Annotated in this window: 15 protein-coding genes; 11 read left to right on the top strand and 4 right to left on the bottom strand. The window is 60.5% G+C overall.

Annotated features, from left to right (window positions below):
* Window positions 1-3 precede the first annotated feature (3 nt).
* The 7 genes from ASE04_RS05850 to ASE04_RS05820 all read left to right on the top strand — a co-directional run bounded on the left by ASE04_RS05850 (window position 4) and on the right by ASE04_RS05820 (window position 6,706).
* Window positions 4-1,539, top strand: a complete 1,536-nt coding sequence (locus ASE04_RS05850) for a sugar ABC transporter ATP-binding protein (protein WP_056813426.1) — start codon at window positions 4-6, stop codon at window positions 1,537-1,539.
* 10 nt (window positions 1,540-1,549) lie between these two features.
* On the top strand, window positions 1,550-2,551 hold the full coding sequence (locus ASE04_RS05845; RefSeq protein ID WP_056813423.1) for an ABC transporter permease: 1,002 nt from the start codon (window positions 1,550-1,552) through the stop codon (window positions 2,549-2,551).
* Window positions 2,548-3,561, top strand: coding sequence for an ABC transporter permease (locus ASE04_RS05840; RefSeq protein WP_056813418.1), 1,014 nt, complete (start codon window positions 2,548-2,550; stop codon window positions 3,559-3,561). Before ASE04_RS05845 ends, ASE04_RS05840 begins: the two co-directional genes overlap by 4 nt.
* Window positions 3,558-3,878, top strand: a complete 321-nt coding sequence (gene rhaM / locus ASE04_RS05835; RefSeq protein WP_056813414.1) for an L-rhamnose mutarotase — start codon at window positions 3,558-3,560, stop codon at window positions 3,876-3,878. Before ASE04_RS05840 ends, rhaM begins: the two co-directional genes overlap by 4 nt.
* The gene (locus tag ASE04_RS05830; protein WP_056813412.1) at window positions 3,875-5,254 is read left to right on the top strand and encodes an FGGY-family carbohydrate kinase; all 1,380 of its coding nucleotides are present in this window, start codon (window positions 3,875-3,877) and stop codon (window positions 5,252-5,254) included. The genes rhaM and ASE04_RS05830 overlap by 4 nt, the downstream gene beginning before the upstream one ends.
* 81 nt (window positions 5,255-5,335) lie before the next feature.
* Complete coding sequence (locus tag ASE04_RS05825) at window positions 5,336-6,103, top strand: fumarylacetoacetate hydrolase family protein (RefSeq protein ID WP_056813409.1); 768 nt, start codon at window positions 5,336-5,338, stop codon at window positions 6,101-6,103.
* Between the two features lie 93 nt (window positions 6,104-6,196).
* A complete protein-coding gene (locus ASE04_RS05820; protein ID WP_056813406.1) occupies window positions 6,197-6,706 on the top strand; it encodes a hypothetical protein in 510 nt (169 codons plus the stop codon).
* Between the two features lie 15 nt (window positions 6,707-6,721).
* On the opposite strand, the gene ASE04_RS05815 is transcribed toward ASE04_RS05820, so the two are convergent.
* Entirely contained in the window at window positions 6,722-8,212 is a 1,491-nt protein-coding gene (locus tag ASE04_RS05815; RefSeq protein WP_056813404.1) for an O-antigen ligase family protein, read from the bottom strand.
* A 58-nt stretch (window positions 8,213-8,270) separates the two neighbouring features.
* The gene (locus tag ASE04_RS05810; protein WP_274533866.1) at window positions 8,271-9,458 is read right to left on the bottom strand and encodes a glycosyltransferase family 2 protein; all 1,188 of its coding nucleotides are present in this window, start codon (window positions 9,456-9,458) and stop codon (window positions 8,271-8,273) included.
* Window positions 9,459-9,759: 301 nt separating this feature from the next.
* Between ASE04_RS05810 and ASE04_RS05805 the strand changes: the two genes are divergently transcribed.
* Window positions 9,760-10,554 carry a WecB/TagA/CpsF family glycosyltransferase gene (locus ASE04_RS05805; RefSeq protein ID WP_082597266.1) on the top strand — a complete coding sequence of 265 codons (795 nt, stop codon included), beginning with the start codon at window positions 9,760-9,762 and terminating at the stop codon, window positions 10,552-10,554.
* A 9-nt stretch (window positions 10,555-10,563) separates the two neighbouring features.
* On the opposite strand, the gene ASE04_RS05800 is transcribed toward ASE04_RS05805, so the two are convergent.
* Entirely contained in the window at window positions 10,564-11,217 is a 654-nt protein-coding gene (locus ASE04_RS05800; protein WP_056813399.1) for a 4'-phosphopantetheinyl transferase family protein, read from the bottom strand.
* An 11-nt stretch (window positions 11,218-11,228) separates the two neighbouring features.
* The gene (locus ASE04_RS05795) at window positions 11,229-15,788 is read right to left on the bottom strand and encodes a MupA/Atu3671 family FMN-dependent luciferase-like monooxygenase (protein WP_244490351.1); all 4,560 of its coding nucleotides are present in this window, start codon (window positions 15,786-15,788) and stop codon (window positions 11,229-11,231) included.
* 341 nt (window positions 15,789-16,129) lie between these two features.
* On the opposite strand from ASE04_RS05795, the gene ASE04_RS05790 reads away from it, so the two are divergent.
* The 3 genes from ASE04_RS05790 (at window position 16,130) to copD (ending at window position 25,121) form a co-directional block, all read left to right on the top strand.
* Window positions 16,130-22,648: a type I polyketide synthase gene (locus ASE04_RS05790; RefSeq protein WP_082597264.1), complete on the top strand. Its 6,519-nt coding sequence runs from the start codon at window positions 16,130-16,132 to the stop codon at window positions 22,646-22,648.
* A 43-nt stretch (window positions 22,649-22,691) separates the two neighbouring features.
* Window positions 22,692-24,176 (top strand): oligosaccharide flippase family protein, encoded by a 1,485-nt coding sequence (locus ASE04_RS05785; RefSeq protein ID WP_082597263.1) that lies wholly within the window; start codon window positions 22,692-22,694, stop codon window positions 24,174-24,176.
* 63 nt (window positions 24,177-24,239) lie between these two features.
* Window positions 24,240-25,121: a copper homeostasis membrane protein CopD gene (copD, locus tag ASE04_RS05780; protein WP_056813678.1), complete on the top strand. Its 882-nt coding sequence runs from the start codon at window positions 24,240-24,242 to the stop codon at window positions 25,119-25,121.
* Window positions 25,122-25,177 lie beyond the last annotated feature (56 nt).

The raw sequence follows: 25,177 nt of genomic DNA, 5'->3' as shown, positions 1-25,177 counted from the left end.
CTGATGAACACTGCCCTTCAACAACCTGTCGCGGATATCACGGCCGCTGATGCGCCCGCCATCCTGGAGATGCGCGGCATCTCGCAGATCTTCCCCGGCGTGAAGGCGCTCGACAACGTCAGCATCGCGCTCTACCCCGGCAAGGTCACCGCCCTGATCGGCGAAAACGGCGCCGGCAAATCGACCCTCGTCAAGATCCTGACGGGCATCTACCGGCCGAACGAAGGCGAGATCATCGTCGACGGCAAGCCGACCAGCTTTGCCAACGCACAGGCGGCGATCGACGCGGGCGTGACCGCCATCCACCAGGAAACGGTACTCTTCGACGAGCTGACGGTTGCCGAAAACATTTTCCTCGGCCACGCGCCACGAACGAAATTCCGCACGATCGACTGGAAGCTGATGAACAGCCGCGCCAAGGCGCTGCTCACCTCGCTTGAAAGCAACATCGATCCGACGATCCGCCTGAAAGACCTCTCGATTGCGCAGCGCCATCTCGTGGCGATCTCTCGCGCGCTCTCGATCGAGGCCCGCATCGTCATCATGGACGAGCCGACCGCAGCCCTGTCACGCAAGGAAATCGACGATCTTTTCCGCATCGTCGAAGGCCTGAAGGCGCAGGGCAAGGCGATCCTCTTCATCAGCCACAAGTTCGACGAACTCTACGAGATCGCCGACAACTTCGTCGTGTTCCGCGATGGCAAGGCCGTCGGCCACGGCAAGCTGAAGACCACGCCGCAGGACGACATTGTCCGCCTCATGGTCGGCCGCGACGTCGAGAATGCCTTCCCGAAGATCGATGTCGCCATCGGCGCGCCGGTCCTACAGGTCGAGAAATACTGTCACCAGACGGAATTCCGCGACATCTCACTGACGCTGCGCAAGGGCGAGATTCTGGGCATCTATGGCCTGATCGGCGCCGGTCGCTCCGAGCTTTGCCAGTCCCTGTTCGGCATCACCAAGCCTCTATCCGGCAAGCTCACGCTCGACGGCAAGCAGATCAGCATCAACTCGCCGCTCGACGCGATCAAGGCCGGCATTGTCTACGTGCCGGAAGAGCGCGGCCGCCATGGTCTGGCGCTGCCGATGCCGATCTACCAGAACATGACCCTGCCTTCGCTCGGGCGCACCTCGCGCAAGGGCTTCTTGAAAGCCGCCAACGAGTTCGCGCTTGCCCGCAAATACGCTGAACGTCTCGATCTGCGTGCCGCGGCCCTGTCGGTTCCTGTCGGCACGCTGTCGGGTGGCAACCAGCAGAAGGTCGTCATCGGGAAGTGGCTGGCGACGCTGCCGAAGGTCATCATTCTCGACGAGCCGACCAAGGGCATCGATATCGGCTCGAAGGCTGCCGTGCACGGCTTCATCAGCGAGCTCGCCGCCGAAGGCCTGTCCATCATCATGATCTCGTCCGAACTGCCGGAGATCATCGGAATGTCCGACCGGGTTCTTGTCATGAAGGAGGGCCTGTCTGCCGGCCTCTTCGACCGTAAGGACCTGACGCCGGAAACGCTGGTGCGCGCTGCCACCGGTAACGCTTGAGGGTACCAGTATGTCCAGACTCCTGAAAAAACGCGAAACGCTGCTCTTCATCATCATTGCGGTGATGATCGCCGTCTTCTCGACGCGAGCCCAGGGCTTCGCGACGCCTGCTAACCTCGCCGGTATCTTCAACGATACGTCGATCCTGATCATCCTGGCGCTTGCCCAGATGACGGTCATCCTGACCAAGTCGATCGATCTCTCGGTTGCCGCGAACCTTGCCTTCACCGGCATGGCGATCGCGATGATGAACGCGGCCTATCCCGATCTGCCGCTGATCGTCCTGATCCTCGCAGCCATCCTGATCGGCGCCTTTCTTGGCGCGATCAACGGCTTCCTGGTCTGGGCGCTGGAAATCCCGCCGATCGTCGTCACGCTTGGCACGCTGACCATCTATCGCGGAATGGCGTTCGTGCTGTCCGGCGGTGAATGGGTGAATGCGCACCAGATGACGCCGACGTTCCTCAATGTGCCGCGCACGGTCGTCCTCGGCATGCCGATCCTGAGCTGGGCGGCGATCATTATTGTTGCGCTGATCTACGTGGTGCTGAAATACACCCAGTTCGGCCGCTCGACCTATGCGGCCGGCGGCAACCCGACCGCTGCTGTTTATGCCGGTATCGATGTCGGCTGGACGAAATTCCTCGCCTTCGTTCTGTCCGGCGCGCTCGCTGGTCTTGCCAGCTATCTCTGGGTCTCGCGCTACGCGGTCGCCTATGTCGATATCGCCAACGGCTTCGAGCTCGACAGCGTTGCGGCCTGTGTCATCGGCGGCATTTCCATCGCCGGTGGCGTGGGTTCCGTCATCGGCACCGTACTCGGCGCCCTCTTCCTCGGTGTCATCAAGAACGCACTGCCTGTCATCGGCATCTCGCCGTTCACGCAGATGGCAATCTCCGGCACCGTCATCATCCTCGCCGTCGTCTTCAACGCAAGGCGCGAGCGCAATCGTGGCCGCATCATCCTGCGTGACAAGGCCGCTGCAGAGACTCCAGCAGAGGTGGCAGCATGAGCACCGTCGTTTCCACGCCCGCTGAAAAGCGCGTCATCCCGGACCGTCTCGGAACGCCGTTCAAGCGCATCATGTCGAGCTGGGAAGTCCTGCTCTTCGGTGTTGCCGTCCTGATCTTCATCTTCAATTCGCTGGCATCGCCCTACTTCCTGGATGCCTGGAACCTGTCCGACGCGACCTTCAACTTCACCGAAAAGGCGATGATCGCCTTCGCCATGGCGCTGCTCGTCATCTCGGGCGAGATCGATCTTTCGGTCGCGGCTATCATCGCGCTGGCGTCGACAGCCATGGGTGCTGCCGCTCAGCTGGGTGTCGGCGCGCCGGGTCTTGTCGCCATCGGCGTCGGCGTCGGTTTGCTCTGCGGCATGTTCAATGGATTCCTGGTCTCGGTGCTGAAACTGCCGTCGATCGTCGTGACCATCGGTACGATGAGCCTGTTTCGCGGCATTTCCTACATCGTCCTCGGCGACCAGGCTTATGGTGGTTACCCTGAGGACTTCGCCTTTTTCGGCCAGGGTTACGTCGTCTGGGTCTTTTCCTTCGAGTTCGTGCTGTTCATCGTGCTGGCGATCCTCTTCGCCATCCTCCTGCACGCCACGAATTTCGGCCGTCAGGTCTACACGATCGGCAACAATGATTTTGCCGCTCGCTTCTCCGGCATCCCGGTCGAGCGCGTGAAGTTCATTCTCTTCGTGTTGACAGGCGTGATGAGCGGCATAGCTTCGGTCTGCCTGACCTCGCGTCTCGGCTCGACCCGTCCGTCAATCGCGCAGGGCTGGGAGCTTGAAGTCGTGACCATGGTTGTTCTCGGCGGCGTTTCGATCCTTGGCGGCTCCGGCAAGATCGGCGGCGTCGTCATCGCGGCCTTCGTGATGGGTCTCGTCACCTTCGGCCTCGGCCTCCTCAACGTTCCCGGCATCGTCATGTCGATCTTCATCGGCCTGCTGCTGATCATTACCATCGCGATCCCGATCGTTGCCCGCCGCATCAAAGCCATGAGTTCCAAATGACGCTCGAAAAGCACGCTTTCAAGATGACACTCAATCCGGGCATGGAAGCCGAGTACAAGAAGCGTCACGACGAAATCTGGCCTGAGCTGGTCGATTTGCTGCACCAGTCGGGCGCCAGAGACTATTCAATCCACCTCGACCGCGAGACCAATACGCTCTTCGGCGTTCTGACGCGCACGAGCGACAACACTATGGCAAGCCTGCCGGAGCACCCCGTCATGAAGAAGTGGTGGGCGCATATGGGGGACATCATGGCGACCAACCCGGACAATTCCCCCGTCCAGAGCGATCTCGTCACCGTCTTCCACATGCCATGACAACGCAGACCAATCCGCGCATCGCCGTTCTCGATATCGGCAAGACAAACGCCAAGGTCGTCGTTCTCGACAGCGCCACGGGAACCGAAATTGCCCAGGCGAAGACGCCGAATACGGTCCTGAAGGACGGAATCTATCCGCACTACGATACCGATCGTCTCTGGGCCTTTGCGATCGACGCGCTCCGCTCCTTTGCCACAGAGCCCGGATTCGACGCGATTTCGGTAACGACGCATGGTGCATCGGCAGCCCTGCTCGATGCGTCCGGAAATCTGGCAATGCCCGTTCTCGACTATGAGCACGAGTATCCCGAGGGAATCCGAAACACCTACGGAAAGCTTCGCCCGGCATTCGAAGAGACGTTCTCGCCACACCAGGCGATGGGTCTCAACATCGGCGCACAGTTGCACTACCAGAAAAAGGCGTTTCCCGACCTTTTCGCGAAGGTAGCCACCATCGTAACCTACCCGCAATACTGGACCGCTCGGCTGACCGGCGTCCTGTCGAACGAGGTTACTTCGCTCGGCTGCCACACCGACCTGTGGAACCCGCGTGAAGGCCACTATTCCTCGCTCGTCGACACGCTTGATATTCGCGATCTCATGGCACCGATCCACTCGGCTTTCGACGCTCTGGGGCCACTTCTGCCCGAAATCGCCGAGGCAATTGGCGTTGCCCGTGAAGTCCCCGTCTATTGCGGCATTCACGATTCAAACGCATCGCTTTTGCCGCATCTTGTCGACCGAGCAGCGCCGTTCGCTGTCGTCTCGACAGGTACGTGGGTGATCAACTTCGGCGTCGGAGGCGATCTCGACCATCTCGATCCGAGCAGGGATACGCTCGCCAACGTCGATGCCTACGGCAGAGCCGTGCCCTCCTCCCGCTTCATGGGTGGACGCGAGTTTGAGTCGCTGTCTGCCGAGATCGGGCCTGTTGTCTCCGATGATGTCGATTCCGCCGTTGCCGCAGCAATCGCTAAAGGTATCATGCTGCTTCCGAACGTCGCGTCCGGATCGGGTCCCTTTCCCGGACAGCAAAGCCGCTGGATCGCTGCCGAAGGCGCGTCGGCTGCACAGCGCCATGCAAGTGTGTCCCTGTATCTGGCGTTGATGACCGAGGCCTGCCTCGGTCTGATCGGTGCCGATGGTCCAATTATCGTCGAAGGCCCGTTCTCGCTGAACACGACCTATCTGGAGCTGCTCGCCAGCCTGACAGGTCGCGAAGTAATCGCCATTCCCGGATCAACAGGCACAAGCGCCGGTGCTGCGCTTCTTGCGGGTGTGAAACCCGTGCCTGGCGCCAAGAAGGTCGTTCCGCCACGCGAAATTCCGGGGCTGCGAGCTTATCGGCAGGACTGGTATTCCGCTGTCGCGTAGGCTCTGCCTGCAGAAGCACTTTGCGGGAAAACCGAATGCCGATAAGGTCATGCTTCCATTCTAGGTGAGGAAGCAAACAAAATGACAAGTTCATCGACCGAGGGTTTCGATCCGAGGGCCCTGGCATCGCGACTGTACGATCTGCAGAAGAATGCCCGCAAGGCACGCACCGAAGAGTTCGCTTTGCCGGCGACCCTGCAAGATGCGATGGACGCGCAGAACTTCCTCGCCGCGCAAGAACGTATTTCGTCGAGAGCGTGGAAAGTCGCGATGTCGCCTGATGGCCAACCGGTAACGGCGCCGCTGCATCCCTATTCCGAAGCCAACTCCGGCGCCACGATTGCCTGGGTCGGTGGCATCAAGTTCGAAGCCGAGATCGCTGTTCGCCTCAGCAAGGACCTGCCGGTACGCAAGGAAGGCCGCTATTCGCGCTCCGACGTCCTTGCCGCGATCGGCGACGCCTACCTCGGTGCCGAACTGCTCGCGAGCAGCATCGAGGAAAACGGACAGCTCTCCTTCCTGCTCTACCTCGCCGACCGCATCGGCAACCGTGGCTACGTTTTGGGTCCGTCGTTGCCGAAGGACGTCATCGACACCGTCGGAGAGACGCCGCTTCGTGTTAATCATAACGGTCACGCCATTTACGACGGCATTGCCAAACATCCAAAGGGCGACGTACTGACCTGGCTGCTGGACTATGCCAACGACCGGCTCCGCCCCGGCACCTCGCTGAAAAGCGGCGATCTTATCACGACTGGTACGCTTTGCGGTGCAATCGAACTGACAGCGCCGGGAACAATCGATATTGTGCTTGGCGAAACAGCCCGTCTAAGCCTTTCCATAGCTTAGCGACCATCGAGACCAAGCGGCGACGGATCGCGTCGCCGCGGAGGGAACCAAGGACGATCTGCTGCATTTCTGGCCTTATCAGGGGAGGATCAGATGAAGCATGTTTTGCCAACTGCCATGGCCTGGCTGGTGCTCTGCTGCAGTGCCGGCCTCGGCACCGCCAATGAAGAGCCGTTTCTGAAAACCCTGGCTGGCGACTGGACTGGTCACGGCAGCATGAAACGGACCACTTCGTCCTCCCCCATCAATCTCGACTGTAGTTTCAAGTCCCGCGCAACCGGCCAGGAACTATCGATGAACGGCACCTGCAGGGGACTGATCGTTGTCTCGAAGGTCGTCTCGGCCGAGATCAAGACAACAGGCAGTCGCTATGCCGGGCGCTATATCGGTCCGTCAGGTGGCGTGTCGGCGCTCAGCGGCAGCCGCGCCGGCAATGCGATCAAGCTCGATGTTCGCTGGTCCAAAATCATCAACGGTGATCGCAACGCCAACATGACGATCCAGCGCGTCAGCGACAATTCGATCCGCATCACGACGGTCGACCGCGATCCCCAATCGGGAAAGCAGGTCGTCACGAGCCAGATAGACCTCGATCGGCAATGAACAAGAAACGCTGAGCTAGAATCGAGCTCCGACCACCCGCATGCGCGGCGGTGGCACGACCACCGGTGCCTTACGAATGAGTGCGACCGCAAGCCCGGCCACTGTCCAATAAATGTAGGGGATCACGGTCACGCTGCTCGTCGTCGCGATGGTGAACAGTATCGCCAGGAGCAGTGCTGCAACGCCGAGATGATTGGCCTCCGGCGCTGATGTCCTCAGCGACATGATCGCCAGCTTGGCCGTGACTAGGCCGAAAAACGCGACGAAGAGCGCAAGCGCTATCAGCCCGAACTCGAGGGAAATCTGCAGGTAGGTGTTCACGATATCGATGATGCCCTGCCCTTGTATCATCGCCTGCAGTTCGTGGGCCTTCATGAAATTGACGGATCCGAACAGAGGATTGCGCTGGATGACCATCAGTGATCGCTCAAACAGTTCGGATCTGTAGGATTCGCTGCCCCTGTCTGCGGAACCAACGAAAGGCAGCAGGTTCACGAAGCGGCCCATGAGGGAAGGCGACGACAGCAGAACAACCATGATCGCGGCGGCTCCGAGAGCCACATATTTGAACGATGCCTTGAGATTCGCCCCGAACAGGATAGCCAGGAAGAGCGCGAAGCCAAGCCAGGGTCCGCGCGACAGGCTTGAGAGCAAGCCGCAGAGCATTATACCGATGGCGACCTTGCGCCAGATATCGGAGCGACCGGTGTTCAGGAGGAACAGGCATGCCGTGCCGGTCATGCAGAGAAAGCCGAAGGCTATGGACTCGATCGCGCTGGTGGATGCGCGCAGCATGCCGTCGCGAAACAGGTAAGCCGTCAGCATCGGAATTTCCCAGCGGTCGAGAATAGTCACGTAGACGCGCCAACCCTTCAGAACCTCGAAAACACCGAGCGTCGCAAGCGGCATGGACGCAACGACGAAAGCAAGGAGCAGCCGATTGACATCCTCCTTCGAACGTATTGCGCGACTGAACACAAAATACGGGATCACCATCGTCAAGACGTTGGAGGCCAACTGACGAAGAAGATCGTTCATGCCGACCAGACGCGTGGCAAGCAAGGCGGTCAGCACGACATAGCCGACGAGCAGGAGATCCATGAGGCTCAGGCGGCGATTGTCCCTATCACCCAGTAGCGAAAGCGCAACTGGCAGCAGCACAAGAATGACGAGAAGCCTCGGCGGGTCCAGATAGACGATGCTGTGCATCAGGCCCGGGATACCGAATAGAACCGAGCAGCACGGCGCGGCGAACATCAGTACGACAAACAGATAGAGCGGCTGTTTTGCGCTGATATTGCCATATATGCAGATCGGGACGAGCAGCAGTGAGAACACCATGAAGCTCGGCGCGAGAAACGCCGCGACCATGGTTGCGACCCAACATACACTCCAGACGCGGAATTCGCGAGCGTCGATCGTCGGGACGGCGACACGCCCTGCGACAAAAAGAGCCGGCAGCGTGACGATCAGCGTGTAGATGAGCGCCCTGAGATAGTCAGGCATTCCGCGGCCCCTTCAACTGCAACAACTCTTTACGACCTTACCCGCGGGAAGCCAGAACTCAGCCGCGACGCGCGCGATCGGTTCTGATCCAGAACCGTGGGTGGCCTGCCCACAGCATACGCGGATACAGCATGAATTTCACCGCCGCGTAGCGCGGAATGGCAAAAAGGTTGCGCGCCGGAAGCACGTCCCTGCCGTGTGCGTACCAGGTGGCAACAAGGGCTGTCAGCAACAGGGCGATATCCACGATCGCTACGAAGAGTGCGAAATACCCAAGCCCGGCCATCGCAAGCGCCGCCCCGGCGATCAGCAATCCGGTGACGATGGTGAAGAGCAAGGTAAGCGGCGGAACGGCGATATCGAGCACGAGCGTCAGGTAGCCACCATTCATCCATGTCGATGGGCGCAGCAGTTCACGCAGCGATTTGCGCAGCATCCGGAGATGGCCGCCTTCCCAACGGCGACGCTGCTGCAGCTCGCCCGAGGCCGTGTAGGGAAACAGGCTGGCGATCAAGGCGTCTTCGCAGAAGGTCGGGCTGTGTCCCACCTTGGCGAGATCCAGCCCAAGCTTGGTGTCCTCGGAAAGGTGACCGGTTGCGAGATCGACCTTTTCAAGCAGCGCCCATGGGAAGGCCATGCCCGAGCCTGTCAGCAGGCAAGGAAGTCCGAGCCGCGTCAGACCGCGAAGGCGGACATGGTTCTTGAGATGAAAAGAAAACTGCGCGACGGCGAGATGAATTCCCGATCCCGCTGGCGCAAACAGCACATAGCGCCCCTGAATCGGCCGCTGCTTTGCAAACGCATCGGCCACGAGGCGATCGAGCGCGCCCTCACCCAGTTTGCAATCCGCGTCGATGATGACCATGACCGGAAGCGGTGACTGGCGCAGGTAGGACACGCCGAAATCCACGGCATATCCCTTGGCGCGCAGTTCATTATCAAAGCGCTCGACAACTTCCGCGCCGATCCCGCGTGCGATTTCGGCGGTATCGTCTGTGCAATTGTCGGCAACAACGACGAGGCGATCGCCTTCGCGCATCTGCGCCTTGATGCTCTTCAGCGCCTCGGCAATTTCAAGGCTCTCGTTGTGGGCCGCCATCAGCACGGCGACGGGAGGGCGTATGGTAATCCCACGGCTTGGCCGCGGCTTTGACGGCAAGCTCCCAACAATACATTCGAAAGCGAAGATTAGAACGGGAATCGAAACAATAACAGCCAATGTTGCCGAAACGTACAGTACTGCCATTCCAATCATAGTATTGCCCCTCTCAACTCACAACGCGCGGAAGCATCTACCGCCTTCATAGCATAGAGTGCACAAATATCCCTGACGCTGTCACGTAATGCTTTGTGATGATATCGGGCGATATACCCAGTCGTGAACACAGCAACCGCCACCTCATTTACTTCCAATTGCTGACGGTCGGTCAATTGCACTGACAGCACAATCCAATAGTCTGGAAACACCAAATAAAACAGAAGTCTGTCATCTCGCCGCGTAGCCGTGCGCGAAAAGGCCGGCGTGCGTTCATTTGCAAGGGATTTTCATGCCAGCAACGCCAATGCCCTCAGGCGGCAAGGATTACTCCGGGCTTCATGCGCGCCACTATTTTCTTGGGGCGCCGTTCGACGGCCTGGCTCAGGATGCTGCTATCGACCTTGTTGAGACCAGCGAGGTTCAAACGAGGTTCCGCTATGTGGTCACCCCGAATGTCGACCATGTTGTACGTCTGAGCGGCGATCGCCTTCTGGCGCAGTGCTACGATGACGCCTGGATTTCCTTGTGCGACAGCCGCCCGATCTCCACGCTCGCGCATGCCGTTTCGCTCAACCTGCCGCTGGTGACGGGATCGGATTTGACGGCCCGGCTTTTCAAGAGCGTGATAAAGGATGGCGATCTCATTACGTTGATCGCGGCCGACACCGCCATCGTAGGGCAATTGGAAGTCGCCTATCCGAATATCCGTTTTCGCGCCCACGTACCGCCGAAAGGCGTCATCAACAATCCGGTGGCACTGCAGGCCTGTGTCGACTTCATCGCGGCGGAACCCGCCCGTTTCATATTTATAGCAATCGGATCGCCACAGTCCGAAAAGATCGCCCACGCGCTTGCCCAGAGGCCAGACGCATCCGGCATCGGCCTGTGCATCGGCGCATCGCTCGAGTTCCTGATCGGCACCAAGAAGCGCGCGCCCCTCTGGATGCGGCACGCCGGACTGGAATGGGTTCATCGGCTTGGATCGGATCCGAAGCGTTTGTGGCGGCGCTATGTTTTCGCGGTACCGCCGTTGGCGCATCTTTTTCTCAGGGAATTGTTGAGCCGGATGCAGCGCCACGCCTGAAGGCGATGGTCACCGCTGAACGACGACGGCTGTCGTAATGTGCTCCGCACCGAGCCTGATGGTGCCGGGCAAGGTGTCTCTTACTCTATAGGGCAGAACGTCGGTCTCGAACCGAGCCTGAAAACGGCCGTGGGCCAGGTCGAACTCTATGGATATAGCCTGGAAATCGACCAGCTTGCCGGTCAAGGCGTACTGGCATTTGTAGGTTGCTTCCTTGGCGCTGAATATGGCCGCCAGCAGCGCTCCACGATCGGCTTCCGGCATTTTCGTCAGCCATTCCCGTTCGCCATCGGTGCAAATCTCTTCAGCAAGTTCAATGTCAAGCGGCCTTGCTGCTTCGATATCGATGCCGATTGCCGCGAACCCCTCAGCGACACGGCCCACAGCTGCGGCGCACCATGAGCCGCAATGGCTGATGCTGCCAACCAGCCCATCGGGCCAGATCGGCGCTCGATCGCTGCCCATCGGAATCGCAAGGGCATGTCTACCGAGCTCCGCCATCGCAACACGAGCGCAATGACGTCCCGCCGCGAACTCGTTTTGGCGAGACGGAACGGCGCCACGCATGGCGACCATCTCTTCCGGCATAAGAACTGAGATCGCGGAGCCGATTGAAGACTCCGCGACTGCTATCCTGGCGTCCAGCAGGCCATCGAAAAGCATTCCGACGCCCTTTAGCTTCGCTGGAACTCGCGACGTCTTTCACCCATCGCGTTACGTCGCATCGCGGCGCGGTCCGCGACCTTCGCCAGATGCTGCTCGCTCTTGCCACGATCGGCAATGAACTCCGCGAGCTGCCCGACGGTCGGGAACCGGAACAGGTCGGTAATCGCCAGATCAGGTGCGATCGATGCCTTAAGATCGCGGTGAACCTGAACGGCAAGAAGCGAGTGGCCACCAAGCGCAAAGAAGTTATCGGCAATGCCGACGCGCTCTACCCCGAGCACACGTTTGAAGGCATCGGCAATCGATGTCTGCAAAGCGTCCGCTGGAGCCACGAAGGCCGCCTCCGAAACGCGTGCGACCTGCGCATTCGGCGCGGGAAGCTTGCCCCGATCGACCTTTGCGTTCGGCGTCAGCGGGAATGCATCCATGTGGACGATATGGCTCGGAACCATATAGTCCGGCAACTTGGTCGTGAGATATGCGGTCAGTTCCTTTTCATCGGCTCCGACAGCAGTCGTGCGGATGTAGGCGACAATCCGGACGTCCCCCGGCTGATCTTCGCGGGCGAGAACAACTGTTTCCTCGACGCCGGCAAATGCGTTCGCGCAGGCCTCTATCTCGCCTAGCTCGATGCGATAACCGCGGACCTTGACCTGGTGATCAACGCGTCCGAGGAACAACAACTCTCGCTGCGCCGTCATGGAAACGACGTCGCCTGTGCGGTAGATCCGCCCTTCGGCAAAGGGATTCGGCAGGAACCGGTCGGCCGTCAGTTCCGGCCTGTTCAGATAGCCCCGGGTTACCCCATCGCCACCGATAAAGAGTTCGCCATCGGCGCCAAGCGGAACCGGATTGAGGTTCGCGTCAAGCACATAGAGTTGGGTGTTCGCGATAGGCTCGCCCAACGGAACGATGCCGTCGGTGGGCTGCGCACGGCAGGTCGCCGACCAGATCGTCGTCTCCGTCGGGCCATACATATTCGTCACCGACGCGGTCGTCTCGCGAGCGATCTCTTCGAGAAGCGAGCCATGCAATGCCTCGCCACCGATAAAGATCTGCGAGAGACCGGCGAATGCCCGGCGATCTTCGTCTGAAATCATGAACATGCGAGCCATGGACGGCGTGCATTGGAAGTGCGTCACCCCATGTCGGCGGACTTCTTCGGCAAAGCCGATCGCCGCAAGCGGCTCGACGACCGGGTGACGGTTTTCCTCGACCAGCTGGGCAAGCGGTTGCAACCGGTCGAGAACGACAACGTCCTCGACGCCGAAGTCGATCAGGCAAGCAATTTCGTCGACGCCGGCGGCTGACGCTTGTGCAAGCCTGACATGGGCGTCCTCGATGGTGCCAAACAGACCGCTGTCCTCGAAGTAGCGCAGGAACGCGAATTCCAAGATCGCATCCAGCTCCTCGGCCGATAGCGATTGCAGGTCGATATCGGCTGGCGTCGCCAGACCTTGGGGCTTCTTGAACGCGGGGAAGGCCCAGGCATATTGCTTGATCAGGGCCGCCGCACTCTTGAGGTAGGCTTTCATCGGTTCGCGTGCGAGGTTGCGCACCTCCTCGCGATTTTCGCCCAGCAGCGTGTGCAGCATGAGGGTGACCTTGTGGTCATCAGGATTGCGGCCGCACTCGACAAGCGTCTCGCGATAAATTCGGATCTTTTCCGCCAGTTCGTCGATCGACTGACCGAGCAGATGCGTCAGCACATTGGCGCCAAGACGCGCAGCCTCCCGGTAGGTGTCGGGATTGCCTGCCGTCGTCAACCAGACGGGCAGCTCTTTCTGGACCGGCCGGGGCTGCGTGAGGACGGCAGCCGAGCCGGATCCGAACGAGTATTCGACACTTTCCCCGCGCCACAGCTTCCGCACGACCTCGATATCGTTGACCATACTCGCCTTGTTGCGCGGCGGCGCGTTCTCCGGCCGGAGAACGAAGTCCTCCGGCATCCAGCCGGAAGCGAAGGCGACAGCGACGCGGCCGCCGCTCAGATTGTCGACGACAGCCCATTCCTCCGCCACGCGCAGCGGATGGTGCAACGGCAGAACGCAGCTACCGGCGCGGATCGACACATTTTCGGTCACGGCCGCAACCGCGGCCCCGGTCACGGCAGGGTTCGGATAAGGCCCACCGAATGCATGGAAATGCCGCTCCGGCGTCCAGACGGCCTGGAAGCCATGCTGGTCCGCGAACTTTGCGCCGCGTAAAAGCAGATCATACTTGCTTGCCTGGGAGCCACTGTCGTTGCCCCAATAAAACAGGCCGAAATCCAATATCTTGGACGATTTCGCGGCACGACCGCTCTTCTTACCGGCACTGACTTCGCTAGCGTGAATGACGACCTTGAAACCTCGCGACAATGTCCAGAAGAGCTCCAGAACGGAGATATCAAACGAGAGGCTGGTCACGGCAAGCCAGACGTTCTGCCGCTCGCTGTCGCAGGATATGCGGTCATCCATGCCAGCAAAGAAGTTGACGACGTTTCCGTGTTCGACCATCACACCCTTCGGGTTTCCGGTCGAGCCCGACGTGTAGATAACGTAGGCGAGGTTCTCCGGTCGAACCTTGCGATCCCGGACAACGTTCGTCGGGGCCGCCGCCGCGATATCATCGATGAAGAGAACGCGGCAATCCTGGAGCAGAGTGTCGTTGACGGCGCCGCGAAGCCCCATCACGAGCTTCACGCCGCTATCGCGAACCATGTAGGCGAGGCGTTCGGCGGGAAAGGCCGGATCGAGCGGAACATAAGCGCCACCTGCCTTGTGAATAGCATAGGCAGCAACGACCAATTCCACAGAACGGGGCATATGGAGACCGATCAGGACATCGGGTCCAACGCCTTCCGCGACAAGAACCGCGGCGACGGCCTCGGCCCAGCGATCCATCTCGGCATAGGTCAGGCTATGCGATTGGAATGCTAGAGCCACAGCATCGGGGGTCAGACGCACCTGTCTTTCGATCAGGTCATGCACACAGGCGTCGCGATCATAGGGACGCGCCGTGTCGTTCCAGCCGAACAGAACCTCGTGACGCTCCTGTTCCGACATGATCGGCAGCTCCGCGAGGCTACGCGCGCCGTCAAATGCTGCGGCGAATACCGCGAAGCGTTCGGCTAGCTGCTGAACCTGGTCGTCACCGATGCGGTTTTGATCGTAGATCAGCCGGGCGTTGCCCCCGCCGATGGCGAAAGTCAGTGCGCATCCATCGATACCCGTCGGCGATGGTTGGCTGGAGAGGTCGATACCGAATGTCAGATACGGTCGCTTCAAACCCGGATAGCGCTGCGTCAGATCGAGCGGATAGGCGCCACGGCGGGCGACCTGATTGACGGCATCTTCAACGCCGTCGATGAACTCCGCCTTGGAAGCGACCGCCGATGCCGAAACGGAAACCGGGACTGCATTTGCGAAATAGCCTGCAAAACTATCGCAGAGGGCGCGAACTCCATCGTCAACGAATGCCAGGCTGAGCGCCTCGCGCTTCGAAAGGCGCCCGATAAACGCAGAGACGATCGCGACAGCGCGGGTGGGCGTCAGCCGCTCCGGCAGCGCGAGATCAAGGCTGGCTGCTGCGGCCGCACGCGTCGGCATGTAACCGCTGATCTGCGGCAGGGTGACATCGGCGGCGGATGCGATCGCTTTGCGGAACCAGTTCTCGTGACGGGCAGCCGCCTCGACGGCGTGCGACAATGTCGACGCAAAGGCAGCGTCCAGCTCTTCGAGCACCATTCCGCTCCAGAGGAGCAGGCGAATATCCAGATCCTCATCGGCAAATTCGATACGCACAGCCCTGTCGGCGGCAGCAATGACCGCGCTTGTTGCGTCGCAGGAAATTACGGTGCCAGGTGCATCCAGAACGGGCGTATCGAGAACCTCGATACGCGCAACCGAAAGCAGGCGTTCACCGGCACGAACCTTTGCGGTCACCAGCGTATTGTCGCGATCCGCACCGAAATCGAGCGCGCGAATAAGTCGATCGAGGTCGGCCGCAGAACGATAGAATGAAAGAGTGCCGGCCGCATGCGGCCGTTTTTCACGGCCATAATATATCCGTGTGGAGAAATCCTGGGGAGCCGGTCTGAGGGCGGCATTCTCGATGTCGTGAACAAGGCCCTGGAACGCCGTCATGCCGGCTTCGAAGCACTTGGCATTGAGCGACAACGCCGTCTCGTCTTCAGCCACATCGAAGAACTGCTGGGCGTAGATCGCGCCTTCGTCGATACCGGCGGTAATTTCGTGCCATGTCACGGCATGGCGCGTTTCGCCGGCCATGATCGCCCACGATGGCGTGTTGAGGCCAGCGTAGGCCGGAAGCGGACCATCGTGGAAATTGGCGGCGCCGGCCTTGGCGCTGCGCCATGCGACTTCAGGGACGATCTTGAGGTTGCTGATACTGAAAAGCCAATCGAAGTGGAGGTCGGCAAGGCGCGCGCCGTAGTCCTTGTCATGATCGATGACAGGCGTGGTCCGGGTGCTTGCCCAGTTGCGAACCGCGGGATTTGCCGTGACGACCGCCAGTATTTCATGGCCGGCATTGGCAAGCATTTCCCCACATTGCGCGAGTAACAATCCATCCCCAATCAAAATACACTTGAAATTGGCCATGGCCCTCTCACTTTTACTATGAACACAAACAAGGCACGGATGCCGCCGGCGGCATAATTCGAGCAACAGTTTGGTGAAGCCGTAAATATTCCGCCGCTGCCGAAAGTATTGCTTCGCACAATTCAGCGATCAATCTACTCTTTCTTTGTACGATCAGACGCGATCAATACCCTAAAGACGTAATTGAGCTGAGATACCTGGGTGGGCACAATAAATCCCGACAGCGTGCGCAGAGCTGCGCGCAAAAACGGCGGAACGGCCGTCGGCCGTGACGAGCATTTCGATTAGTAACAGATTGGTTCGAGATGTTGGATAAATTCGGAGACGTCGGTAGCAACGACATTGCCATCGTGGGCATGGCACTGCGGGTGCCGGGTGCGCGCAATATCAACGATTTCTGGTCGAACCTCCGGCAAGGCGTAGAGTCGATCCGCGATGTTTCCGCGGAAGAACTTGCGCAGGCCGGTGAAAAGCCGGATCGCATTCATCTCAAGAATTACGTTCGGCGCACCGCCGACTTGCCGGACATGGAAATGTTCGATGCGGAGTTCTTCGGCCTCAGCCCGAAGGAAGCGGCGGTCATGGATCCGCAGCACCGCCACTTCCTCGAATGTGCCTGGGAGGCCCTTGAGGACGCCGGCATCAATCCAGACAAAGCCGAAGGCCCGGTCGGCGTGTTCGCCGGTTGCGGCATGGGCAGTTACTTTTATTTCAATGTCTGCAGCAACCGCCAGCTCGTCGACCAGGTCGGCATGTTCCTGTTGCGCCATACCGGCAACGACAAGGACTTCCTCGCCACGCGCACCTCGTTCTCGCTGAACCTGCACGGGCCGAGCATCAATATCCAGACGGCCTGCTCGACCTCGCTAGTCGCCATTCACTACGCTTGCCAGAGCCTGTTGAACGGCGAATGCGATGCGGCGTTGGCGGGTGGTGTGACCATCGAATTCCCGCACCGGCGCGGCTACCTCTATCAGCAGGGCGAAATCCTGTCGCCGGACGGACACTGCCGTCCATTCGATCACCGTGCCGCCGGCACGGTCTTTGGAAGTGGCGCCGGCGTTGTTGCGTTGCGCAGAGCGACGGATGCCATCCGCGACAACGACGTCATCCATGCCATCATCAAGGCAACAGCCGTCAACAATGACGGCGCCAGCAAGGCGAGCTACCTGGCGCCGAGCGTGACCGGCCAAGCGGAAGCCATCATCGAGGCGCAGGGTCTTGCGGGCATTTCCGCGGACTCCGTGCAGTATGTCGAATGCCATGGAACCGGCACGCCGCTTGGTGATCCGATCGAAATCAGGGCGTTGACGGAGGCCTTCCGCCAAAGCTCGACGCGCACGGGCTTCTGCCATATCGGCTCCGTCAAATCGAATATCGGACATCTCGACACGGCCGCAGGCGTTGTCGGGCTTATCAAGGCAACGCTCGCCTTGAAGCACGGCGAGATTCCACCGACCGTCGGCTTCGAACGCCCGAACGAGGCTTTGGAACTTGCGAAGACGCCGTTTGTCGTGGCCGACCGTCTCGTCGCCTGGCCCGAGCAGGAGACGCCACGCCGCGCCGCCATCAATTCACTCGGCGTCGGCGGCACCAATGCTCACGCCATTCTCCAGGAAGCGCCGCGCCGCCTCGGCGGAACAGACAAGCAAGCAGCGGCTGCGCAACCTCTCCTCCTGCTGTTGTCGTCTCGTCAGAAGAAGGGCCTGGGGGCCGCTGCAGAAAAGCTTGCGGCGGCAATTTCGCAGGACCCGACGCTCTCTCTTGCTGACGTCGGGCACACGCTGCTGACAGCGCGCAAGCACTTCGAGCATCGTCTCATTCTGTCGGTATCCGGCAGGGAGGACGCGATTGCCGCCCTGTCCAATATCGAAGGCGGACGGGCGTTCATTCATTTTCCGGTCGGCACCAGCCCTCAGGCGACATTCCTCTTCTCCGGCGGCGGCGTCCAGCACCCCGGGATGGCCGCTGATCTCTATCGCGGCGATGGCCATTTCCGTGCGAGCGTCGATGAGGGGCTCTCCTACCTGCCGAAAGCTGCTGCCGACGACATCCGCGCGGTGTGGTTTGCCGCGGCGGAAGATCATGGCTCAGCGTCCAAGCGTTTCCTGCGGCCATCCTTGCAACTGCCTGCGATCCTGATCGTGGAAGTGGCGATGGCCCGCTTGTGGATACGGCGCGGGGTTCGTCCTGCCGCGATGATCGGCCACTCCATGGGCGAGAACGCGGCGGCTTGCATCGCAGGCGTCTTCAGCTTCTCGGATGCCGTCAAGCTGGTCCGGCTGCGCGGAGAACTGTTCGACAGCGTCGAACCCGGCGGCATGCTCAGCGTATCGCTCGATGCCGTCAGGCTGCGCTCCATGCTCCCGGCCGATCTCGACGTCGCATCGATCAACGCCCCCGAGTTGTGCGTGGTGTCCGGCCGCAACGAAGCACTGGATGCATTTCAAAAGACGCTTTCAGCCCAGGGCATCGATTGCAAGCGTGTTCCGATCGACATTGCCGCGCACTCGCGCATGCTCGATTTCATTCTGCCCCGTTTCAGGGCCTTCCTGCAGTCAATCAAGCTGCGTCCCGCGGGCATCCCGATCGTCTCCAACCGGACGGGTGATTGGCTGAGCGAAATGGAGGCGACCGATCCGGAATATTGGGTCAGCCATCTGCGCTCCACGGTCCTGTTTGCCGAAGGCATCTCGCTGTTGGCTGCGGATCGCGGCCGGGTCTATGTCGATCTCGGGCCGGGCCGGACACTCTCTTCCCTCATCAAGCAGCAGGGCACGATCGAGCCCAATCGCGTGATCAACAGCCTTCCACATGTCGATGATCGCTGGGACGACCGGATGCATGTCACGGCAGCGTTCGGACGCGCGTGGGCAACCGGGCTTCCCGTCGATCTAGAGCAACTGTGGGAAGGCACCTCCCCCCAGCGCGTGACGGTGCCGACCTATGCCTTCCAGCACCAACGCTACTTCGTCGAACGCAACGAAAGCCGCACTGGCCCGGTTGCGGAAGACAATGTTCCGGCGAGGATCCCCGACATCGCCGACTGGGGCTACAAGCCGGCTTGGAAAAAGTCGCTCGCCAACTACATTGCCGGCAGCGAAAGTCGCGCGCGCACCTGGCTTGTGTTCCTTGACGACACGGGTTTGGGCCGCACTCTTTCGACCAAGCTTCGGGCTAGCGGGCACCGGGTTGTCACAGTATCACTCGGGGATGCCTTCCTGCGTCGAAGCGCCGACGAATACGTGCTTTGCCCGGAACTCGGTAAATCCGGCTATCTGGCAATGCTGAGGGGCCTCGCGGCCGACGGCGCGGCGCCGACCGATATTCTTCACATGTGGCTGGTGACAAAGGACGAGACGTTCCGGCCCGGATCAAACTTCTTCCACCGCAACCAGGAATGCGGTTTCTATAGCCTGCTCTATCTGGCCCAGTCCCTCGGCGAGCTCGATGACGCCTTGCGGCCAAACGTGATCGTTCTTACGGACGGAATGCAAAGGGTGGCCGACGAAGCGGTGCCCTACCCCGAAAAGAGCACCGTACTTGGGCCGGCCCTAGTTCTGCCGAAGGAAATGGCCGGAACGAGCGTCAAGGCGATCGACCTGCCGCGTGTGAGTGCGCAGAAAACATCCGCGACTTTCGACTGGCGGCTACGCGACAAAGCTGCAGTCACACCAAACACCGGGCTGATCGATCTGCTGTGGGAAGACCTTCTCGCGGAGCCTGCCAACGAGATCGTTGCCTATCGCAACGGGACGCGCTGGAGCAGGGTCTACAGCAAGCTGCCTCTCACCGACGCGGGAGCCGGCGAGGCAATGCTGCGCCATGGCGGCGTCTATATGCTGACCGGTGGCCTGGGCGAACTTGCGCTCGAGATGGCGGGCGGACTGGCTCTCAACTGGAGCGCCAAGCTGGTATTGGTTGGCCGGACACGTCTGCCGGCACGCGCGGAATGGGATGCCTATGCGCGGCTTCACCCTCACGATCCGGTCAGGCGCGCGATCTCGGCGATCCGGAGCCTTGAGAACCTGGGGGCCGAAGTCCTTTATCTCGCGGCGGATGTCAGCAATCCAAATTCCATGCGCGATGTCGTGGCACAGGCCACGTTGAAATTCGGCGCTCTCAACGGCGTATTCCACACCGCCGGCGTCGTCGACGATGACCTGATGCAGATGAAGACGCAGGAGCGGATCGACACCGTTCTAGCACCGAAAACGCTTGGCACGGCCGTACTGAACGAGGTTCTTGCCGACGTACCGCTCGATTTCTTCGTGATGTTCTCGTCGACCAGCACCGATACAGCGCCGGCGGGCCAGGCGGATTATGTCGCGGCCAACGCCTATCTCAATGCGGTGGCCGAGAGTGCGGCAGGTCGCAAGGATCGCAAGACGATCGCCCTGCATTGGGGCGTCTGGTCCGACATCGGCCTTGCCGCCCGTGCATTGGACGTCGCCCATCAGGATGCCATTGAGCCGATCGCCGGGCCTGCGCGCGGCCCGATCTTCGAGCGCTGGGCGGAAGACGAAAGCGGTGCGCCGTGGCTCGAAACCACCTTCGGCGACGACCACTGGATGTTCGACGAGCACCGGCTTGTCTCCGGCCTGCCGGTACTGCCCGGAACCGGTTTCATCGAAATGATGCTTCAGGTGGTGCGTGAATATGAATTGGCGCCGAGCGCCACCTTCGAAGATATCCAGTTCATTCGACCACTGATCATTCCGGCAGGAACGCGGCGTGTCGTCCGCGCAAGGCTGGAGACGACGGCAGGCGGCCACCGGATACTGGTGACCTCTACGCCGGCAGATCTTGCCTCGCCTGTCTTCGAGCTGCACGCCGAGGGTCAACTGGTACCCGCCGCCGATAGGGACAATCAGGTTCTCGATATCGACGCCATCCGTTCCCGTTGTGGGGAAGCGCGCGTGTCGTTGGACGGCCAGTCGTTGCGAGCCGCGCAAGAGGATCACATCCGTTTCGGAAAGCGGTGGGGCGTGCTCAAGTCGGTTGCCGCAGGCAACGGCGAAGCCTTGGCGGAGCTCGAACTGACCAGCGAAGGGCGCGACGACGTCGCTCGCGGCTTCGTGGCCCACCCGGCTCTCCTCGACATAGCAACCGGCTTTGCTATCGAACTGGCTCAATCCTATGGTTCGAAATCCGTTCTGTGGGCCCCACTCGAATATGGCCTGCTGGATGTTTGCGGGCCGCTTCCCGAGAAGGTCGTGAGTTGGGTGAGGCTGGCCGACAGCTCCGATTTCGGCGACGCTTACGCTGCGTTCGACATCACCATCGTCAATCCCGATGGGCGGGTCCTGATCGATATCGAGCGGTTTCTGATGAAACGCCTTGCCGATGACCTAACCTTCGATGTCGCGGAGGCCGAACATTCGGAGCCGGCGGTTGCGGGACCGACCCGACAGGCTGACACGATGTCACCCGCTCGCGCTCGCTTCGCTGCGCAGGTTCGAAACGGCATTTCGAGGAGCGAAGGGTTCGACCTGCTGATGCGCGCCATGGGAAGCGCGGAAGCGCAGCCGATCGTCACGTCGATGGACCTCGAGGCCTTGCGCAAGTTTGCGACCGAGCGGACGGCCGACACCGAAACCCAGACGGCAGAAGCCTTCGATCGGCCGAACCTCGACACCGACTTCGTCGAACCTCGCAACGCCGTGGAGGTAACCATCGCCGGCTTCTGGCAAGAACTGCTCGGCGTCGCGAAGGTTGGCATTCACGATAATTTCTTCGACCTGGGAGGTCATTCGCTGATCGCCGTGCGCCTCTTCCGGATGATCAAGAAGCGCTACGATGTGGATTTCCCGATTTCGGTCTTGTTCGAAGCGCCGACGATCGCCAAATGCGCCGTCCTCATTCCCGATACCTCGGATGAAAGCCAGGCGACGAGCGAGACTGAGGCCGCAGATACCCAGCCGAAGTTCACGCATCTCGTGATGATGCATGGGGCACAGAAGCAAGCGCGGCCGCTCTTCATATGCGCCGGCATGTTCGGCAACATCCTGAATCTTCGGCATCTTGCCCTCATTCTCGGGCAGGATCGCCCCGTCTACGGTCTTCAGGCACGAGGCCTCTATGGTGGGCAGGAACCCCACGAGACATTCGAGGAGATGGCTCGCGACTACATCGCTGAGATCCGGATGATCCAGCCGGAGGGACCCTATCTGCTCGCCGGCTATTCCGGCGGCGGCCTTACGGCCTACGAGATCGCCCGTCAGCTGAAAAACGAAGGCCAGAAGGTCGATAGCCTGATGATGATCGACACGCCGCTGCCGACACAGCCGGGGCTATCTTTACAGGACCGCCTGACGATGAAGCTGCAGGATCTCAGGCGACACAAAGCGTCCTACTTCATGAGATGGGTCCGCAACCACGTCGAGCATGGGCGGCAAAAGCGTCGCGACCGCGAGGTTGTCACCGAACAGGCATCGACGGATCAGTTGAACAGCGACCGTATCGGTCTCGCCTTTAGGCGCGCGCTGCCCGGCTACAACCTGCATTACTACGAAGGGGACGTGCAGCTCTTCCGGCCGAAGCCGATGGCATATTATCGCCTGAAGGGGGGCCGCATCCTCCTTGAGAACCGCAACATCATCCTGCCCGACAACGGCTGGACGCCATATCTGCCGAACCTGAAGATCATCGAGGTCCCGGGCGACCACGACAATATGGTGCTGCAGCCGAACGCCACCGTTCTTGCGGAGTGGATGCGCCGGTCTCTGGCGGAGCGTGATGGGCAATCCGGCGAAGCGGTCACGAAACCGGAAGAACGCGCAAAGGTACGGTCACGCAGGCGACGGGTAACGGTTCCGGCATGAGGATGGGCCATATCCGTCTCCTGCGGCTTCATGGAGCAATGCCATGACAATTGCGTTCTCGACGCGATCTGGCGGGTCTTCGGAAAGCCGATCCTCAACGTCAGGCGCGACAGCTCCCGCTGAGGTCTCGCCGTCAGGACCAGGCGCGACCGGACCGGTCGCGCCTGCGGCCACTGGAATCCGCAAGCTCGTCCTTACGGCGGCAAGCTGGTCCATGATGGGATACATCGCCGGCCAAATCCTTCGCATTGCCGGCAACCTTGTTCTCACGCGCATCCTCGCGCCCGACCTTTTCGGCATCGCTGCGGTTGCCACCATGACGTCGGTGTTCGTCGCGCTGCTGTCCGACATCGGCCTTCATCCGGCGGTCATTCAGAACCCGCGAGGAGAAGACCAGCGCTTTCTCGACACGGCATGGGTGATCCAGATTGTCCGCGGATGGGTCGGCTGGCTCGCAAGCATCCTGATTGCCCTTGGCATTGGTTCGCTCGCGACGCATGGCTGGGTTCCGGCCCAGTCGGTCTACGCGACACCTGACCTGCCGTACATCATCATAGGCGCGTCCTTCGCCTTCGTGATCGGGGGCTTTCAATCGACCAAATATATCTCCAGCTACCGCAATCTCGGCCTGTCGATGATTGCCAAGATCGATCTGACGAGTCAGGCGCTCGGGCTTGTCGTTGCCATCATACTCAGTTGGCTGACACAGTCCGTTTGGGCGCTCGTCATCTCCAACCTGATATCGTCGTTGATCGCAGCGATCCTCAGCCATCGTTGGATACCCGGGACACCGAACCGCTTCAGGATCAACAAAAACGATGCCTTGGAAATCCTGACGTTCGGTCGCTGGATCATGGTGTCGTCGTTCTTCACCATCTTCTCCGCGAATGGCGACAGGATCCTGCTCGGGAACTGGGCGAGTTCGACGACATTCGGACTTTATGGACTGGCGCTCAATCTCGTCTCCATGATCGATGGCGTCGGAGCGCGTCTCTACGGGTCGGTCGGCACGCCCCTCCTCAGCAAGCTCGCGCGCGAAAACCCGGCCGGCTTGCGGCGCAGTTATTTCAAGCTTCGTCTGCCATTCGATCTTCTCCTGATCGGAAGCGCCGGCTTTCTCTTTGCCTGCGGGCAGACGATCATCGATCTGTTGTACGACCATCGTTACGCGTCCGCCGGCCCCATGCTGCAGACGCTGTCCTTCGCCTTGTTCATGGCGCGCTTCAACATCATGACACCGGTCTATATCGCGATCGGCCAGCCGCGATATTTTGGCATACTCAATATCGCCAGGGCGGCCCTGCTCTTCACCCTGGTTCCTCTCGCCTACCTGATCTTCGGTTTTGACGGAGCACTGTGGGCGATCGCCCTTCATGCTCTCCCCACCGTGCCGCTCATCTACTACTTCAACTCCCGTCATAACCTGAACAGCTGGATCTTCGAGATTTTCGTTCTTGTTGCCTGGCCGCTGGGCTTCAAGCTCGGCTCCATGATCGTGAACGACGCATCGAGCTTCTTGCCGCATTGAGGTTGGCGCGCCGCTTGGATATGAAGGCGGATAGTCCAACCGCCTCCTTTGCATCGCCAGACCGTGACACCTCAACTCGCACTCATCGTTTCCCGGTTTCTTTTCGACAGCGCGGCGCTCGGGCTGTGGGGAGCGTCGTTTTATCTTTCGACGTGCGTGCATTACGACCTGACATCATACATCGAGCCTCGGCTTCACCGCTGGCGTATCGCGGCAGTCGCACTGTTATGCGCCACAACGATCGTCTCCCTGCCGTTACAGGCAGCCGCGATCGGCGACGGGTGGCTCGACGCGGTATCGCCGACGGTTCTCGATGCTGTCCTGTTCAGCACAAATAACGGCACAGCTTGGCTGGCGCAGATCGGGCTCGTTCTTTGTCTTGCCGTTTCCTGGCTGGTGGAACCGCGAAAGCGGCTTTACGTCCATACGCTCTGCGCAGGTTTGCTGCTTGCGACATTGTCGATCACGGGACATGCGGCCATGAACGACGCCGGTCTGCGAACGCTGCACCGGCTCAACGATGTCGCTCATGTGCTGTGCGGCGGCGCATGGCTGGGCGCGCTTGTCCCCGTGATCTTGCTGCTGCGACTGCTTGGCGATGCGCGCTGGCAAGAAAAAGCTCGGAAAGCGCTGATGCGCTTTTCCACCATCGGGCACCTCGCGGTCGCTGCCGTTGTGATTTCGGGTGCCACCAATACGCTGCTGGTGGTCGGAGACCTTCCAACCGATTGGTCGCAGCCCTACCAGCTGCTGCTTGGCGTGAAGATCATCCTTGTAAGCGCCATGATCGTGCTGGCGCTCGTAAATCGCTACGTTCTGGTGCCCCGGTTGGCATCAACCTCGGCCCCCGCGTTACTGAAACGGCTCACATGGTTCGAGATTGCCCTGGGGCTTTCCGTCGTCGGCCTCGTCGCGGTGTTTGGTACCTTGGCCCCGACCGCCTGACAGCCTACGTCAAATGACGGAGGCGGACGATTTTTTCCTTTATGCTGCTGCGCCGG

Origin of the sequence: Rhizobium sp. Root708, from assembly GCF_001429725.1 — a bacterium.
GTDB lineage: Bacteria > Pseudomonadota > Alphaproteobacteria > Rhizobiales > Rhizobiaceae > Rhizobium.
The sequence above is the reverse complement of the archived record's forward strand: the minus strand, read 5'-3'. Positions and strand labels throughout refer to the sequence as shown.